This window comes from Schaalia vaccimaxillae DSM 15804 (assembly GCF_000420425.1).
Taxonomy (GTDB): Bacteria; Actinomycetota; Actinomycetes; order Actinomycetales; family Actinomycetaceae; genus Pauljensenia; species Pauljensenia vaccimaxillae.
Genome location: NZ_ATUX01000010.1, coordinates 128,690 through 144,045, shown reverse-complemented (window position 1 = coordinate 144,045; position 15,356 = coordinate 128,690). Strand labels below are relative to the sequence as shown.

The following is a 15,356-nucleotide window of genomic DNA, read 5'->3' as shown; positions in this document are numbered from 1 at the left end:
CTAGTAGTGCGCGCAGCTCGTCGATCACGCTGCCGCCCGCTTGGGAGGGTTCGGGAAGGCGCTGAGCAATATCATTAAGAGCTTTAAGCAGGTTCGAACGGCCCGACGCTGCATCGGTGGGCTTGATCTGATCGACAGCCCTGGCGGCGGTGAGCACCAAGGAACGAGTACCGGCGTGTTCGGCGCCCATCACGCCGTTCTTTTCCAAGGTTTCCATCTGTTTGATGTATCCGGCTTCAACCGGGCCTATTTCGGCTGGTTCCGGTGTCTTTTCTGCCCATAATCCGAGCTGGTCAACTCCCATTTTTTGCCCTCCTTTCAAGGGGTGTTAGCGGGTCTTTTTTTGTGGTGATTGGGGAGGGAAGAACATGCAGGCGCGGGGTGGAACGTAGGTCAGGAAGCCAGAAAAAACGGTGATCATGATCGCCCTCGCAAGAACTTCGAGAGTCCATCATGGACAACACCTGCAGGCCCATCGGTCGCCTTGGCTTTGAGCGAGTAGTTACACGACTTGTGAGCTGGCCGGCAGTTCTCAAACGTGGTGCGACCACCCTTGGACCTAGGCACGACGTGCTGGCAAGACACGTCGGCTGGCTTGATCGGAAGACCACAGATGCAGCACACAGCGCCATACCGGCGCACCAGCTCCAACGTGAACGAGCGCCTCCACTTGCCCGACCTCGTAGTCCAGTCATCGATCATGCGATCACCTGCGGCCCTGCCTCGGCCCGCACCCTATGAGCCTCCAACCACCTGGCTACATCCAGCGGCGCATAGCGCACAGTGCGACCAGTGCGGATGTAATCAGGACCAGTACCCCTAGCCCTGCGTTGCCGTAGCGCTTTCTCGGTCATACCTAGGTAGGCCGCCGTCTCCTCGCTCGTCCACAACCTCGGGCGCTCACTCATGATGGTTCTCTTCGACTAGCGCTGTAACGACGCGTGTGCGGGCTTGCCGTATCAGTTTTGCGCTGTTGACGATGTGGCTGAGTACTTGGGCTTGCCAAGCGCTCAGCCTGTAGCCAGAGTCGCCAGGATCGATGAGATCAGCGGCGGTGAGCAGAGCCAAATGAGCATCATCAAGATGATCGGCGAGGGCAGCCAGGGCAATCTTCTGGTCAGTGTTCGAGTTCACGGCACGCCTCACTCAATGCTTTGAATGTGGGATCCTCGCGCAGCATTCGGGCTTGCTCGGCGCGGCTGAGGTGTCCGTAGTGTGTGAGCCGGTAGTGCTCGTAGCGAGCGTGCGCGGCCTGGAGTGTGTCGCGTCGCATCTTCTTTGCTTCGGCGCGCTTGCGCGCCGCTTCTTCTTCCTCACGATGATCGTGAGCCTGCTTGAGAGTCCATCCCTCGCAGCGGCATTGGTTACAGAACCTTGGGTCAGATGCTCCATGGCCGCACACCATGGGCATGAACTCTTCAGGTGGCAACGTCGATTGCTTCTTTAAGTCAACGGTTAATTGGCTCATGTGCTTGTCTTTCTTCTTCTTGGCTTCGGCGCGCTTGTCGATCGCTGCGCGAATCTTTGTCAGCGTTGTGGCTGGTCGTGGATTGAGAACAGATGATCCAGAGAGCGCGGCAGCGTTCGCCGCTCTCTGTCCTGGGACTGAGAGGCTGGACTTCAAGTCCGCATGGGTTTGCGGAGTGTGCGACGGGATGCGGTTTCTTTGAAGCGTCGCCAAGCGGGCGAGCGTTTCGGCGCGTTGCTGTTTGGCGAGCTCGTCATGCTTAGGCCTCCAGGCCAATACCCAATCGACCAGCGTTTTCTTCACGATGCGGATCACTCCGGGCTGTGGCTGGCCGTCCCAGACGCCGCCACGCTTCCACTCGATCATCTGCAGATCTTCCAGATCATGCAGACAACGCCGGATAGTGCGTTGGTGGCAGGCCATGCGCTCGGCCAGCTGCGTGGCCGTGGTGACTAGGCAAGCGTCGCGATCGCTGCGTTGCTCGCGCATCATCAAGCTGAGGACTTCGAGCAACATCCGCCGATACGCCCATGCTCGCCCCTGGAACGGCCCCCAGTTAACCCGTGCGAACGCCAAAATGATGTCCTGGACACTCATCCCAGCGTTTAGCTGGCGGCGCGTAGGCTTGCGCATCTTGGCGCGTTCTTTGGCGATGATCTCGGCCTGCTTGGCTTGGTGGGCCGCGATAGCTGCGAGGCCAACGGGATCCATCTCCACGTCAACGCCAAACGCCGATCCCACAGCGGCGACGCTCATAGCGTCATCTCCCCGATGCGGACTTTCTCAGCGATCTCTTCGACCAGCTCGGCCTCACGCGCCTTGCCAGCCGCCTGCAGCTCGCGGGCAAGGCGCTTCAAGCTCAACGCCACGTTAAGACGCTCCAACGGCGTATAAGGCGCAGGCCTGGTGATCGGCGCCCCGTAGTAAGGGCGATAGCTCGGCATGCGCTTCTTCATGAGGCGTCCTCCCGAGTCACCCACACCACCGCGTAAGCCAACACACTGACCAACATCCAAACGAGCAAAACGGCGTTGGACGGCCACGGGTGTAAGTGGGTGAGCATGTGGCCGACAAACGTCACCACAGATGCCACAAGATTCAACGCCGCAACAAACAACGGCCAATCAATACGCCACATCACAGCTCGCCCTCGGTAGGCTCGGAAACGCCAACAACCACACCCACCGTGGAGGCCACATCATGTCGTTTGATCCCGGCAAAGCCGTCGAAGGCTACGCCGCCAGAGACCTTGAAGATGTCTTGTGGGAGCTTTCCAGCTGTATTAAGAGCATTGAGAAGTTCGAGCAGCGCCCAGCGGATCTCGCGGCTGTGCGCTCTCAGCTCATGCACACAGCGGCGGCGCTGCGCTCGATCGGTTTCGCTTTCGAGTTGATCCAAGATTCGTTGCGCATCCTTGCAACGGGCAAAGATGTTCCGAGCCTGCCTGAAGATCACGAAGACCGATTCAACAGGAGAACGGACCTGATGTTCGGCAAGCCGCCTTCGACAGGAACGTTCGGACAAACCGACTACTGAGGCAAGCTGCTTCATCGTCATAGTCATGCTCCCACCGCCTCGGTGTCGGTGCCGTAGGCAGATAGTGCGAGGGGAACGCCTGCGTCGATAAGGGCGTCGAGGTCGTCGAACGACCAGCGGACATTACCGGCAAGACGCTGAGAAACCTGCGTCTGCGAGACTCCGAGGGCGCGCGCTATATCCGTCTGCGTCTGCGAGGTCGCGGTCATGAACCGGCGGACTTCGCGACTCACAATCATTTGTGCTGTAGTCATGGCCTGTAATCTATTGCTTAGAGCAATAGATCATTGCATGACACGCCGCAGTATTTATAGATTTATCTTCTGATTTTATTGCTTATTGCTATAATTCCTGCATGAGCACAGCGACACCATTGCCACAATTGACATTGTCCGAGCAAGTAGCAGCGAACATCAGAGCACTAGCGGCGGCGGCAGGCTTTTCACAGTCTTCGCTCGGCCGAGCCGTCGGGCTTTCGCAATTTCAGGCACACAAGCGTTGGACTGGCGCAGTTGCCTGGACTCTCGATGAATTGGCAGAGGTTGGGGAAGTTCTAGGGGTCTCGGTATCCGTCCTCGTTGACGGTTTTATGCCAGATACGCAGAACCCCACCAGGTGGATCGCACCTAGTGGGGCCGCTGCGCGCTCGAAGGGACTCGAACCCCCAACCTACTGATCCGCGATGCGCGGATGCGTGAGCTGGTGGCCGCAGACCGCGAGCCCATCACCCCGCTGGTAGACAGGATCGCTGCCCTGTCAAAGGAATGTGGAGTCTCGACAATCCTGGTCATGGGAGGTTCTGGCGACTACCTGGACGTGGCCGACCGGGTGCTCATGCTTGACACCTACCGCTGTCTGGACGTCACCGATCGGGCGAAAGCCGTCGTTGCTGACATGCCGCGGCAGCGCAGCGACGAGGGCGAGTTTGCGCCTCCCGCTGGACGCTGCCCGACGCGGGTGCGCGGCGGGGAGTCACGGCCTAAGACAAAGTCGTCGGGTGTGGACGAGGTCGTCCTTGACCGCCAGATCGTGTCCCTGACTGATGTTGAACAGATCGTTGACGCGGGACAGACGGAAGCAATCGCGTGGATGATGCGCGGCGTGTTAGAGCAATTCGCTAACGCTGAGGTTGAGCTGTCGGAGCTCTTGGCTCGCCTAGAGCGGCGTGTGAACTCCGAAGGTCTGGACGCGACGGTGAAGTTTGGAGCGCGCGAATACCCAGCGCACCTGGCTCGCCCTCGTCTGGTGGATGTAGGCGCTGCGATCAACCGGTACCGGGCCTTGCAAGTCGCCGGGCCCCTCCTCCAGCCCTAACCGCGTCCTGCCCTAACCGCCGAAAGCAGACTTTATGGTCGTTTTTTGCCGATTTTCGCCGGTTTTTTGACCATAAGGTCTGCTCTCGGCGAAGGTGGGAGGATCGGGAAGCAATCGGTTCACAGGCCCAAGAAGCTGCGAATCGCCGGCATCTCACGGTCAATCTGCGCCGCACCCGCCTGGAAAGTCGCCTCCAAAACATCGTGGTGACGCTCCGTATTCCGAATCGTCAACGCATCAGGGCAAAACACGTAGGCACGCCCCTGCTCCTCCAACTCAAACACCTTGCGCCGCGCCGCCATGTAGCGCGACGGCCTCGCCGCCACGCCCTCGTAAACGGACGGCAACCTGCGGTACGCGGTTTTGAGCGCCGCCCCAACCGCCGGACGCAGCGGACCCTTAACGTAATTTCGAGGGCGAGTCAGCACCACAACGAACTTGCGGAAGCCATCGCGCATCGGCGCATCCACAGCAATACCACCGTTTTCACCCAGGGCGCCGTCAACGTAGACGTCGCCGTCAATGATCGTCGGCGGCATAATGATCGGCAGCGTCGACGACGCGCGAATCACCGGACCAAGCGTCTCCAAAGTCGACATGTCATCCTTCGTGAACCAGCGAGTGCGCCCCTCAGAGGCATTGAACGCCGCCACCCGAGTCTGAGCCGGGTTCTCTAAGAAACGGTCCATTTTGAAGGGAAGCACGCCATCGGGTAGGCAGATCTTTTCGTAAATGTATTCGGCGTTGAAATATCCGCGGCCCGCACGGAAATGCTCCCAACCGCCAAATTGCGGATCGTCAACCAAGTCAACGAAGGTCGCGTGAGAACGCTGAGCGTCACGAGAAACGTAATTACACAGGTGGGACGAGCCAGCGGAAACGCCTGAAACATGCGGGAAAACAATACCTTCTTCGACAAGGCGCGCTACCACGGCGGCAGTGTAGGCGTTTCGCATCCCGCCGCCTTCAAAAACCAAGGCGACGTCGTCAATGACAGTTAGATCGTGGGTCGAAGCGTTGCGTGTTTCAGTAATGCTCACGCCTTCGAGCCTATGCCTAAAAAGGGGGTTCTCGAAGCGTGGAGTCAGTCACCGAATTCCACATTCACAGCCGGTGGCATATCGTTGCAACACATGAGCGACATGATGGCGCGAGCCGATTCCCTCACGGACACTGCTGCCCCTGCAACACCGGCCAAACCGCCGGTTGCACCCAAGAAATACGGTTACCGCGTCCGCGACATCCACACAGACCACTTCGACGACGGGTGGGACTGGCTGCGCGACGAAACCAACCCCGAAGTCATCACCCACCTCGACGCCGAAAATCAGTGGGCGGACAAGGTGTGCGCGGCCTCGTCCTCGTTAGCCCGCCGCATCGTCGACGACATCCGCGAGCGCACCGCACTGACCGACGCATCCGTGCCCGTGCGCGACGGCGATTACTGGTATTTCACGCGGTGGGCCGAGGGCGCCTCCTACGCCACCCACCACAGAGTTGCGGCCGATCCTCGTGCGGCACTCGATGCTCCGCCACCGCTGCCCGCCCCTGGCATCGCATTACCTGGCGAGCAGCTGCTCGTTGACGAAAACGCCGAAGCCGCGGGTCGCGAGTTCTTCCGCCTCGCCGAACTTGTCCCCTCCCCCGACGGACAGCTCATCGCGTGGGCCCGCGACACCACCGGCGATGAGCGCTACACATGGATCGTCCAGGACGCCGCCACCGGCCAGGTCATCGATCAAGCCGTGTCGGACGCGGGGTATGGCTTCGCATGGGCGGCCGATTCCAGGTCCTTCATCTACATGGGTTTGGACGAGGCTTGGCGGTCCTGCGAGGTGTGGTGGCACGAGGTCGGAGCCGACTATACGAATGATCGGCTGCTGCTGGTGTCATCGGACGAGCGGTTCGAAATGGGGATCAACGCGGCCGGTGACCCCAATCTGGTGGTCATTCATGCTGCGTCAACAACCTGCGGCCAGGCGTGGTTGTGGCTGCCTGCGGCTCCCACTGGGCGGCCGATTCCAGTGACGGGAGTGACCGAAGGGGTCATGGTGACCGTCGATTCGGCTGGAGACCACCTGGTGCTCGTGCACACCGCGACCACGCAGGAAGGGTCTTTAGCTGCGGCTGCGCTTCCAGAGGATCTGGCGACGCGGGTTTTGCGTGCTGGTCCGGAGCGCTCGCGCGAGGCCTTGGCTGGTCGGGAGGCGGGGGCTGATCTGACAGGTCAGGCTGCTGGGGCGGATTCGCCTGCGCCTTTTGCTCCGCCTGCGACATGGGTGTCGCTGCGTGAGCCCGGCCCTGGCGAAAGGATCGTCGATGTTGAGGCCTACGCTGACTTTTTGGCGCTTTCTTTGCGTTCGGGTTCGTTGACGCAGGTGGAGTATCGGGTTCGGGTGGCTCGCACTAAGGATTCACCCGCAAAAACAGACACAGTCGTTGCGGCGGATTTGGCGGCCGAAGCTGTGACCTGCGCAAATACCCACGTTATGTCAGAAATCGTAGAGTCCGAACCACGACTGTGTCTAATTTCGCGGGTAGAACAGTCAGACCTGGCCAATCAGTGGGGCCCCGGCGAGTTCGTCGAGACTCAATCTCGCGTCAGAACCATCTACACCACCGCCGGCTCTCGATTCCACGACCCAACATTCCGTGTCGAGGTCCAATCCCAGACCACTGCGCCGACAACTATTCAGATCGACCCTGTCACCGGCAGCCGCACCATCCTCAAAGTTCAGGCGGCGCCGGGGTGGGACTCGGACGCATTCGTCGAAGAGCGCGTGTGGGTGACAGCTCGGGACGGGCACACCCAGATCCCCGTGACCCTTATTCACCGCGCCGATGTTCAACCCAACGGCACCAACCCGGGTTGGCAGATCGGCTACGGATCCTACGAGATCAGCTACGACCCCGAATTCGAAACCCTCAAGTTACCCGTCCTCGAACGTGGAGTTGTCTACGCGATCGCTCATATTCGCGGTGGCGGCGAAATGGGCCGCGCCTGGTATGAAGACGGCAAGATGCTGGTCAAAGAGCACACCTTCACTGACTTCATTGATGTCGCTGATTGGCTGGTGTCGTCCGGTTGGGTGGCACCTGGCAGGCTTGTCGCGGAAGGCCGCAGCGCCGGCGGCCTTCTCATGGGCAACATCATCAATAACGCTCCCGACCGTTTTGCTGCCGTGCTGGCTGGCGTGCCTTTCGTGGATGCGCTGACAACCATCCTCGACGCTTCCTTACCGCTGACCGTGGGCGAGTGGGAGGAGTGGGGCAATCCCATCGAGGACGAGCAGGTTTTCGCCGTTATGAAGCGCTACACCCCTTATGAGAATGTTCCCGAGGACGTGCGCCTGCCGGCGATTATGGCGACGACATCGGTTAATGACACTCGCGTGGAGTTTGTTGAACCCACAAAGTGGGTGCAGCGCCTGCGCGAGGCGTCGGGGCAGAATTCGGCCGATTGGCGGGACAATCCGATTATTTTGCGTACGGAGATGGTTGCTGGCCACGGTGGGCCGTCTGGGCGCGAGGGTCGTTGGGCTTCGCGGGCTGAGGAGTTCGCTTTTGCGCTGGCGCAAGTTGGTGTCACGGACTGAGCCGCGAGGGCCCACCATTAAAAACATGGGCGTCCCTCGCGGAAGTTATGGGCGTCCCTCGGCAAACTTTTGGGCGTCCCTCGCGGGACGAGATAGCGGAACCACACAATGGACAGATTTGCCGCCAAGCCCACCATCTGCCTAGCATCGCCCTCGTGTTCACAACGACTAACACCCAGTGGTGGCACGCCTAAACGGCGAGCCACTCCTTAGTTGTCCCTATCCGGCTCGCACAAGCTTCCCTCGAAGCGGCGGGCCGGTTCTGGCATCCGGACACGGTCAGCGGCTTCGAGGGCGAAACCGCTCTTTGAAAGGAACCGCAATGACCCCTGACACCAACATCCCCGTCATCACTCGCGACACCCTGATCCCAGCCTTCTTCGGAGAATACGGCGGCCAGTATGTGCCCGAACAACTCTTCCCCGTCCTCGACCAACTCGAAAAGGCCTACGTCGACGCAATCAACGATCCTGAGTTCTTAGAAGAACTCAACCTGATGCAGCGCAAGTACCTGGGTCGGCCCACGCCAATCACCGAATGCGCCAACCTCCCGCTCGAAGGCCGCGGCCGAGGCAAAGCCCGGATCTTCCTCAAGCGCGAAGACCTGGCTCACGGCGGAGCCCACAAAGGCAACCAGGTGCTCGCCCAGGCGCTGCTGGCCCGACGCCTCGGCAAAACCCGCTTGATCGCCGAAACTGGCGCCGGCCAGCACGGCACCGCAACCGCCATGATCGCCGCCCTCTTCGGCATGGAATGCACCATCTACATGGGCGCCACCGACGTGGCCCGCCAGCAACCCAACGTGCGGCGTATGCGACTGATGGGAGCGCGCGTCGTTCCTGTCACCAATGACGAGGGCGGCTCCATGTCGAACGCCATCGATATTGCACTGGGCGATTGGATCGAGAACCTGGATTCAACTCACTATGTGCTCGGGTCTGCGTGCGGGCCTCACCCGTTCCCCACGCTCGTGCGCGAATTCCAGAAGGTGATTTCTCGCGAGTCACGCGAGCAGATGATTGAAGACACTGGCCGCCTGCCTGACTATGTGGTGGCCGCTGTGGGTGGCGGGTCCAACGCGATGGGCGCGTTCGCGCAGTATTTAGACGATCAGCCGGGCAACGATTCGGTCAAGCTGGTGGGTGTGGAACCTGCGGGCGAGGGTTTGGACACTCACCGTCACGGTGCTCCGCTGAACCGGGGTGTTGTCGGCGTGCTGCACGGGTCGCGGTCGTATGTTCTGCGATCCTCTGACGGCAACGTGGGCGAGTCTTTCTCTGTGTCAGCAGGCCTGGACTATCCGGGGGTTGGCCCTGAGCATGCACACCTGATGGACACGGGCCGAGCCACCTATGTGGGCGTGGATGACAATGAGGCGCTTCAGGCTTTCCGCATGTTGTCGCGCTATGAGGGCATTATTCCAGCGTTGGAGTCCTCTCATGCTTTGGCGTATGCGCTCAAGATAGCGGAAGAGCTTGAGTCGGCAGCCAGCCAGGGCGAAGGTGAGGGCAATGCTGAGCCGGTGAGCATCCTCGTGAACCTGTCTGGTCGCGGCGACAAGGATATGGAGTACGTGCAGAACGTTCTGGGCGACTTGATGTTTGAGGATCCCGCTGTTGTTCCAACGAAGGGCCTGAAGATTTCGGAGATCCTCAAGATGATGACGGCGGAGTCGAATGCCCGCGAGGCGGGCAACTCGGTGGCTTATCGCTGAGGGTGGCAGGCTCAGTCCACGCCTGACAGGATCGTTGTTCAAATGAGATCGGGCCGCAATCCGACGACTCTTCGAGGGGCTTAAACATAGATCAGCGCCGCGCCGTCCTAGATAATCGCCGGGGTAGATATTCTCCGTCGTAGTTGTTCAAGGGCGTCGCGGCGCTGTTCGCCCAATAGGTCGTTATATACAGCTACAGATTCGCGCTCCATACAGAAAGACAGAATTATAGCAATTGCTATAATTTCGGTATGACGTCAGCTCTCAAGTCCGCAGCGCGCGCATACGATCGCACTGTGGCGCAAGCGCGCGATCGCCTTGTGAGCGAAATACGCCGCGCTCACGAATCGGGTATGACACAGACACAGATCGCCAAAGCAATAGGTCGTAGCCAGCCTGAAGTCTCCAGACTCCTGCGCTTCCACGGAACCACGCCAATTGCACGCACACTGCGCCAAGCCCGACCTCAAGTAATCGATGTCATCAAGAAGGCAGGCGGTTCCAATATCCGTGTCTTCGGCTCCGTGGCCACAGGAACAGAACACGAGGCCTCGGATATTGACTTACTTTTTCACCCCAACACACCGATGGGCCTCATCGCACTGGCTCGATTGGAGTTAGAGCTGGAAAAATTGCTCGGCAGACCGGTCGATCTGGTTTCCGACACTTCAATTCGCCCCGACCTTGAAGACCGCATCCTTCAGGAAGCAGTTCCATTGTGAGTCGCAAAGCCCGAACCGAAGAAGAACTCATTCGCGAGGCGATTGAGCACCTCACTCTTGCGATAGACCACAGCGGACACGGCCTCGAAGATCAGATGGTTCGTGATGCTGTCGCAATGCGCATATTGGCAGGCATCGACTCACTGAACGGGCTTACGCAGGCCCGATTGATCGGCCTCTTCGGTCAGGATTGGCCGGCAATGAGGGGAATGCGCAATCGGATCACCCACGGCTACTCTTCATTTTCACCCGACTTCATCACCCAGACTGTCGAATATGAGCTCCCCAATGTCGTATCAATCCTGCACCACGCACTAGCTGAATCCTGACCCGATTGGGCCGGACGCACCAACTACCATTGTTCACATGACGATTACTGCGGCTGTTGACGGTTCCTCCCTGGGTAATCCCGGCCCCGCTGGCTGGGCGTGGGTGGTTGATCGCAACTGCTGGGATGCCGGCGGCTGGCCCGAAGGTACCAATAACCTGGGCGAACTCACCGCCGTGCTCGAACTACTCAAGGCAACCCAGGCCGCGGGCCTGGCCGACGAAGAGCTGCACATCCTGGCCGACTCTCAGTACGCGATCAATGTGATCTCGAAGTGGCGTTTGGGCTGGAAGAAGCGCGGGTGGACTAAGGCTGACAAAAAGCCGATTAAGAATCTCGAACTCATTCAAGAAATCGACCGAGTCATTGAGGGACGCCGTGTGACTTTCGAGTGGGTCAAGGGCCACGCCGGACACACCATGAATGAGCTGGCTGACGACTTTGCCCGCGGCTGCGCCGAGGAATATCAGGCCGGTCGCACCCCAGAACGAGGCCCGGGATTTGGCGGCGAGTCATCGCAAATAACCGCAAAGACCGATGGAGTATCCGCGAAGGACCGCGGAGCCCCAGCAAAGGACCCTAGAGCATCCGCAAAGACCGATGGAGCGCCAAATTCTCAGTCACCTCCACCATCGAATTCACCCGAACAGCCAGATCATCGGGCGGTGTTGGAGGCTCAAAAGTCTTTCATTATGGCTTGGGCACATGGCAACACTGCCGCCCTCGAGTCATTAGAAGCACCGCAGGCCACGCGCATCTGGCCGGACGGGCATACAACATCGGGTGTAGCCGGGCCCTCTCCAACAGACTTAAAAGTTGGACGAATCGACGTTGTCACCGCGGGACTCGCCGCATGGTTAGTGCGCTATCGGATCCGCTGGGAGGGCGGGGCCGCCCTCGAATCCAGTCTGTGGATCATGGACGAGGGCGAGGGCGCGTCCTTGCGTCTGCTGCATCACCAATCCACACCGATCCAGTAGTGGTTTGGCGAGCGCTTCGTCCATTCGCGGTGTTTTTCATCCTGTCGGCGTTAAGCGTCGCGTGCAAGAATGACGTGGTCCAGCAGGCCTTCCATTGGAGCTTTGATGCCTACAAATCCGTTCTCTCCCCATAGCAGCGATGAGAATCTACCAAACGGAGAGCAGCCAAACACTCCAATGCTGTCGGCACAGGATGCGTCCTGGCAGCCCGATGGAGTCAACCAGCAAGACTACGCCGGTCAGGCTCACGGCAGTCACCCCTGTGGTCTGGCACCACAGACTGAGGTAGCTCAAGCTCAGGTGGCTCAAGGCCGCCCCTCTTACGCCCGCCCACCCGAAGGCCAGAAAATCTCAACCGCCGTAATTATTTGGATTGTTACCGCCATCCTGGTCGCAATCTTCGCGGTCGTCAGCATTGGTTTTACTGTCACCTCTATTTTCAGCGACGACCATTTCAAGACCTTTTCGAGTTCTAGTGACGCTAATGAAGCTGCGGGAACTAGTGAAGCCAGCACGGATTTGGCCGCTGCCATCACGAGAGCCGAGTTCTACGCTTACGAGGGCGCTTACTCACGACGCCTTGTCATAGACCTATTAACTACCGACCCCAGTGAACCTTTCACGGAAGAGATAGCTGAGAAAGCTGTCGATTCCTTGGATGTTAATTGGAGCACGAATGCTCTCAAGATGGGGCAACTCCTATATGACAGCGATCCCAGCACTTACAACGATCAGCAGCTTCTCGATGCTTTGACAAACGAGTATGGTTTGGCTTTCACCGAAGAAGAGGCACTCTACGCCATCGAGCACATCGAAAAGTAAGGGCTTCAACCGATCGCGATGTCACGTCCTAAGGCATTCGCACTATTCGGGTACCCCTCAGTACCCCTTGACATTGCGAAAGTCCACGCTCCGACCGGTCGAGGCTCGCCCTCGATCCTCCAAGCACAATTGAACGCATGAGTTTTCCACCGGCAACTGCCAACCAGCCAACGCCGGCAAACTCTATCCGCCAGGAAATTTTCACCGGCTTCACAATGACCCTGCCCGCAGCCGCAGGCTACATTCCGTTGGGAATCGCATACGGGTTGTTGGTCGCACAGTTGGGGCTGCCGTGGTGGATGGCACCAGCTTTATCAATGGCCGCATACTCTGGATCGGCGGAGCTACTGGTGGTTGCGATGGCTGCCCAAAACTCTGCGCTCGCGACCATCGCGGTAACGATGCTGCTAGTGAACTTCCGTCACGTCTTCTACGCTTTCTCGTTCCCGCTGCACGTTGTTGAAGGGCGCCTAGCCCGCCTCTATTCCATGTACGCGTTGGTGGACGAGGCTTTCGCCTTAACAGCGGCAAGGCCGGATGGTTGGAACAAGCCCCGCCTGTTATCCATGCAGGTGACTTTTCAGGCAACGTGGGTTATCTCCGGGATTATTGGAGTCGCGGCAGGTTCACTGATCCCCGAGCCAATCGCCGGCTTGGACTTCGCTCTTTGCGCTATGTTCATTACTTTGGCTCTGGACGCGGCCAGGACGTTGGATCGCGTGCCGTCAGTTGTCATGGGAGCGGCCGCGTATCTCATTGCTTTCTGGCTGCTGCCTGACCAGGCTCTTTTAGCGGGACTATTGATTTTCGTTGGCATGCTGGTGATCCGCCATTCACTGTGGCGCCGCTGGCAAGGTGGGGAGCTCGCTTCGGTGAGTCACCACGGAAACGACTCATCGCCCCCACGGGAGGATTCACTATGAGTCTAACGTTGGGCTATTTGCTGGCAATCTTGGCGATTGTTTTCATCATCGACTTTGCTTTGCGCGCCATTCCCTTCAAGATTCTCGAACCGCTGCGCGAGTCGGACTTCGTGCGCAACATGGCTGTGTGGATGCCTGCGGGCATCATGGTGATTTTGGTGATGGCAACTATGCGTGACGCTATCGACCAGTCCAGTCCCGACTGGTGGATTGCAATTGTTGCGAGCGCCGTCACCGCGGCCACTCACCTGTTATTTGGTCGCCGTTTGATCCTGTCGATTGCTGTGGGAACCGTTTGTTATGTCGGGCTGTTGACATTGGTCTGAGGTGCACCCGCAGAATTAGACACAGTCGCACCTGCACTGCTCGCCACCCTCTCGACTGCACCGCTCTGACCTGCGAAAATACCTGAACTCTGCGCCGACACTTTCTGATCCAGCCGACGACTGTGTCTGTTTTTGCGGGTAGCTCGCCAGAGCCGGCAGGGTGAGGGGCCGACAGCCACAGGGACCAACAACCACGCGGACGCACGCCCACGGCGCTACCCCGGATGTCATGAGCACTGGCCGATGTCGGGGGTGTAGATCGGTTCCAAGCTGGCGGCGCTACCCTGGATGCCATGCGCACCAAGACCTACATCCAGCATTCCTGCACGGTTCACGAACATCGCATGGACGTCCCGGTCGACCACCGGCGCCCCACGGGCCCCGACGACCCAACTATCGAGATTTTTGCCCGTGAAGTTGTTCGCCCTGGCGGCGAAGACCTCCCTCACATGGTGTTCCTGCAGGGTGGGCCTGGCGGGAAGTCGCCGCGCCAAGGGGATTTCCGTGACGGCTGGATCGGTCGGGCCCTGGAGGATTATCGAGTCGTTTTAATGGATCAGCGCGGCACCGGCCAGTCGACGCGCATGGATGCGCGCTGGCTTGAAAACCTTGCCGATGACCAGGCTCGGGCCGACTGGCTGATGCTGTTCCGCCAGGATCAGATTGTGTTTGACGCGGAGGCTTTGCGCGCTGAGATCACGGGCGGGAAGAAGTGGACAACTCTTGGGCAGAGCTTCGGCGGTTTTATCACGCTCTCCTATCTATCTTTGGCCCCCGAGGGCGTCGAGGCTTCGCTTATTACCGGCGGCCTAGCATCCCTGGGCCACGTCGACGAGATTTACAACCTGACGTATCCGTTGACCGCAGCACGCAATCGCGCATATTTTGAGCGTCACCCTGATGATGAGCGCACCATCCGTGAGGTCGCAGCTCACCTGCGCGATACGGAAGAGTTCTTGCCCACCGGAGAGCGCCTATCAACGGAGCGCCTGCGCATGATTGGTATGGGGCTGGGCACTCAGACTCGCACGGACATACTGCATTTCATGTTGGAGGGCCCCTGGGTTCACGTGCGCGGCGAGCGTCGTCTTTCTGAAGAGTTCTTGGCTGATGTTGCGACCGAGGTCGCAATGCCGCCGATGTACGGGGTGTTGCAAGAAGCGATCTACGCCTGCGCAACCCCGGATATTTCAGGGACTGCAACGAATTGGTCGGCTGATCGTCTTGCTGAACAGCACCCTGGTTTCGCCAAGGATGCGGATCCGCTGGATTGGTCGGAGCCGTACTATCTGACGGGCGAGCATATGATGCGCCGCATTTTTGACGAGGACGTGACCACTGCGCCGTTGGCGGGAGTGGCCGACATTTTGGCTGCTCGCACAGATTGGCCTGCAGTTTACGCCCCTGAGGTTCTCGCAGCTAATGAGGTGCCGGTGGTGGCGGCCGTGTATTACGACGATATGTTTGTTCCGCGTGAGCTGTCTTTGCGGACGGCCTCGGCAGTCCGAGGTACAAAGACGTGGATCACGAATGAGTATCAGCACGATGGGTTACGCGCCTCGTCAGGTCAGGTGGTTGGCCATCTGATCGACATGCTTCACGACTGACCCCGCGTACCTACCCGCCG

20 protein-coding genes and 1 pseudogene are annotated in these 15,356 nt (G+C 59.3%); 11 read left to right on the top strand and 10 right to left on the bottom strand.

What is annotated here, in order from left to right; all coding sequences use genetic code 11:
• From G439_RS0109485 to G439_RS11840, 9 genes are all read right to left on the bottom strand, one after another.
• Positions 1-304: hypothetical protein (locus G439_RS0109485; RefSeq protein WP_026459588.1), on the bottom strand; the 304-nt coding region annotated here is incomplete at its 3' end.
• 113 nt (positions 305-417) lie between these two features.
• Positions 418-702: an HNH endonuclease gene (locus G439_RS12915; protein ID WP_083940853.1), complete on the bottom strand. Its 285-nt coding sequence runs from the start codon at positions 700-702 to the stop codon at positions 418-420.
• Positions 699-908, bottom strand: a complete 210-nt coding sequence (locus G439_RS0109480; RefSeq protein WP_022868947.1) for a helix-turn-helix transcriptional regulator — start codon at positions 906-908, stop codon at positions 699-701. The genes G439_RS12915 and G439_RS0109480 overlap by 4 nt, the downstream gene beginning before the upstream one ends.
• Positions 901-1,134: a hypothetical protein gene (locus G439_RS0109475; RefSeq protein ID WP_022868946.1), complete on the bottom strand. Its 234-nt coding sequence runs from the start codon at positions 1,132-1,134 to the stop codon at positions 901-903. Before G439_RS0109475 ends, G439_RS0109480 begins: the two co-directional genes overlap by 8 nt.
• Entirely contained in the window at positions 1,118-2,224 is a 1,107-nt protein-coding gene (locus G439_RS0109470; RefSeq protein ID WP_022868945.1) for a hypothetical protein, read from the bottom strand. Before G439_RS0109470 ends, G439_RS0109475 begins: the two co-directional genes overlap by 17 nt.
• Positions 2,221-2,424 carry a hypothetical protein gene (locus G439_RS0109465; RefSeq protein ID WP_022868944.1) on the bottom strand — a complete coding sequence of 68 codons (204 nt, stop codon included), beginning with the start codon at positions 2,422-2,424 and terminating at the stop codon, positions 2,221-2,223. The genes G439_RS0109470 and G439_RS0109465 overlap by 4 nt, the downstream gene beginning before the upstream one ends.
• Positions 2,421-2,609 (bottom strand): hypothetical protein, encoded by a 189-nt coding sequence (locus G439_RS0109460; RefSeq protein WP_131333619.1) that lies wholly within the window; start codon positions 2,607-2,609, stop codon positions 2,421-2,423. The genes G439_RS0109465 and G439_RS0109460 overlap by 4 nt, the downstream gene beginning before the upstream one ends.
• Positions 2,606-3,025: a hypothetical protein gene (locus tag G439_RS12540; RefSeq protein WP_131333617.1), complete on the bottom strand. Its 420-nt coding sequence runs from the start codon at positions 3,023-3,025 to the stop codon at positions 2,606-2,608. The genes G439_RS0109460 and G439_RS12540 overlap by 4 nt, the downstream gene beginning before the upstream one ends.
• Positions 3,026-3,027: 2 nt before the next feature.
• Positions 3,028-3,258 carry a helix-turn-helix domain-containing protein gene (locus G439_RS11840; protein ID WP_022868941.1) on the bottom strand — a complete coding sequence of 77 codons (231 nt, stop codon included), beginning with the start codon at positions 3,256-3,258 and terminating at the stop codon, positions 3,028-3,030.
• A gap of 101 nt (positions 3,259-3,359) precedes the next feature.
• On the opposite strand from G439_RS11840, the gene G439_RS12435 reads away from it, so the two are divergent.
• Both G439_RS12435 and G439_RS0109445 read left to right on the top strand, forming a co-directional pair.
• Entirely contained in the window at positions 3,360-3,680 is a 321-nt protein-coding gene (locus G439_RS12435; protein WP_083940852.1) for a helix-turn-helix domain-containing protein, read from the top strand.
• A pseudogene (locus G439_RS0109445) lies at positions 3,653-4,318 on the top strand (P-loop domain-containing protein); the annotation flags it as partial. The gene G439_RS12435 and the pseudogene G439_RS0109445, both read left to right, overlap by 28 nt.
• Before the next feature lie 119 nt (positions 4,319-4,437).
• On the opposite strand, the gene G439_RS0109440 reads toward G439_RS0109445, so the two are convergent.
• Positions 4,438-5,358, bottom strand: coding sequence for a patatin-like phospholipase family protein (locus G439_RS0109440; RefSeq protein ID WP_022868939.1), 921 nt, complete (start codon positions 5,356-5,358; stop codon positions 4,438-4,440).
• 102 nt (positions 5,359-5,460) lie between these two features.
• Here G439_RS0109440 and G439_RS0109435 point away from each other — a divergent pair, with 102 nt between their 5' ends.
• The 9 genes from G439_RS0109435 to G439_RS0109395 all read left to right on the top strand — a co-directional run bounded on the left by G439_RS0109435 (position 5,461) and on the right by G439_RS0109395 (position 15,336).
• On the top strand, positions 5,461-7,914 hold the full coding sequence (locus G439_RS0109435; RefSeq protein ID WP_022868938.1) for a S9 family peptidase: 2,454 nt from the start codon (positions 5,461-5,463) through the stop codon (positions 7,912-7,914).
• A 322-nt stretch (positions 7,915-8,236) separates the two neighbouring features.
• Positions 8,237-9,628, top strand: a complete 1,392-nt coding sequence (gene trpB, locus G439_RS0109430) for a tryptophan synthase subunit beta (RefSeq protein ID WP_022868937.1) — start codon at positions 8,237-8,239, stop codon at positions 9,626-9,628.
• Between the two features lie 251 nt (positions 9,629-9,879).
• Positions 9,880-10,350, top strand: a complete 471-nt coding sequence (locus G439_RS0109425) for a nucleotidyltransferase domain-containing protein (RefSeq protein ID WP_022868936.1) — start codon at positions 9,880-9,882, stop codon at positions 10,348-10,350.
• Positions 10,347-10,679, top strand: a complete 333-nt coding sequence (locus G439_RS11830; protein ID WP_022868935.1) for a HepT-like ribonuclease domain-containing protein — start codon at positions 10,347-10,349, stop codon at positions 10,677-10,679. The genes G439_RS0109425 and G439_RS11830 overlap by 4 nt, the downstream gene beginning before the upstream one ends.
• 37 nt (positions 10,680-10,716) lie before the next feature.
• Complete coding sequence (locus G439_RS0109415) at positions 10,717-11,658, top strand: ribonuclease H family protein (RefSeq protein ID WP_022868934.1); 942 nt, start codon at positions 10,717-10,719, stop codon at positions 11,656-11,658.
• A 105-nt stretch (positions 11,659-11,763) separates the two neighbouring features.
• The gene (locus G439_RS0109410) at positions 11,764-12,480 is read left to right on the top strand and encodes an Ltp family lipoprotein (RefSeq protein ID WP_165544538.1); all 717 of its coding nucleotides are present in this window, start codon (positions 11,764-11,766) and stop codon (positions 12,478-12,480) included.
• A 137-nt stretch (positions 12,481-12,617) separates the two neighbouring features.
• Positions 12,618-13,403, top strand: a complete 786-nt coding sequence (locus tag G439_RS11825) for an AzlC family ABC transporter permease (RefSeq protein ID WP_022868932.1) — start codon at positions 12,618-12,620, stop codon at positions 13,401-13,403.
• Positions 13,400-13,729, top strand: coding sequence for a branched-chain amino acid transporter permease (locus tag G439_RS0109400; protein ID WP_022868931.1), 330 nt, complete (start codon positions 13,400-13,402; stop codon positions 13,727-13,729). Before G439_RS11825 ends, G439_RS0109400 begins: the two co-directional genes overlap by 4 nt.
• Before the next feature lie 293 nt (positions 13,730-14,022).
• The gene (locus G439_RS0109395) at positions 14,023-15,336 is read left to right on the top strand and encodes an alpha/beta fold hydrolase (RefSeq protein WP_022868930.1); all 1,314 of its coding nucleotides are present in this window, start codon (positions 14,023-14,025) and stop codon (positions 15,334-15,336) included.
• Positions 15,337-15,356 lie beyond the last annotated feature (20 nt).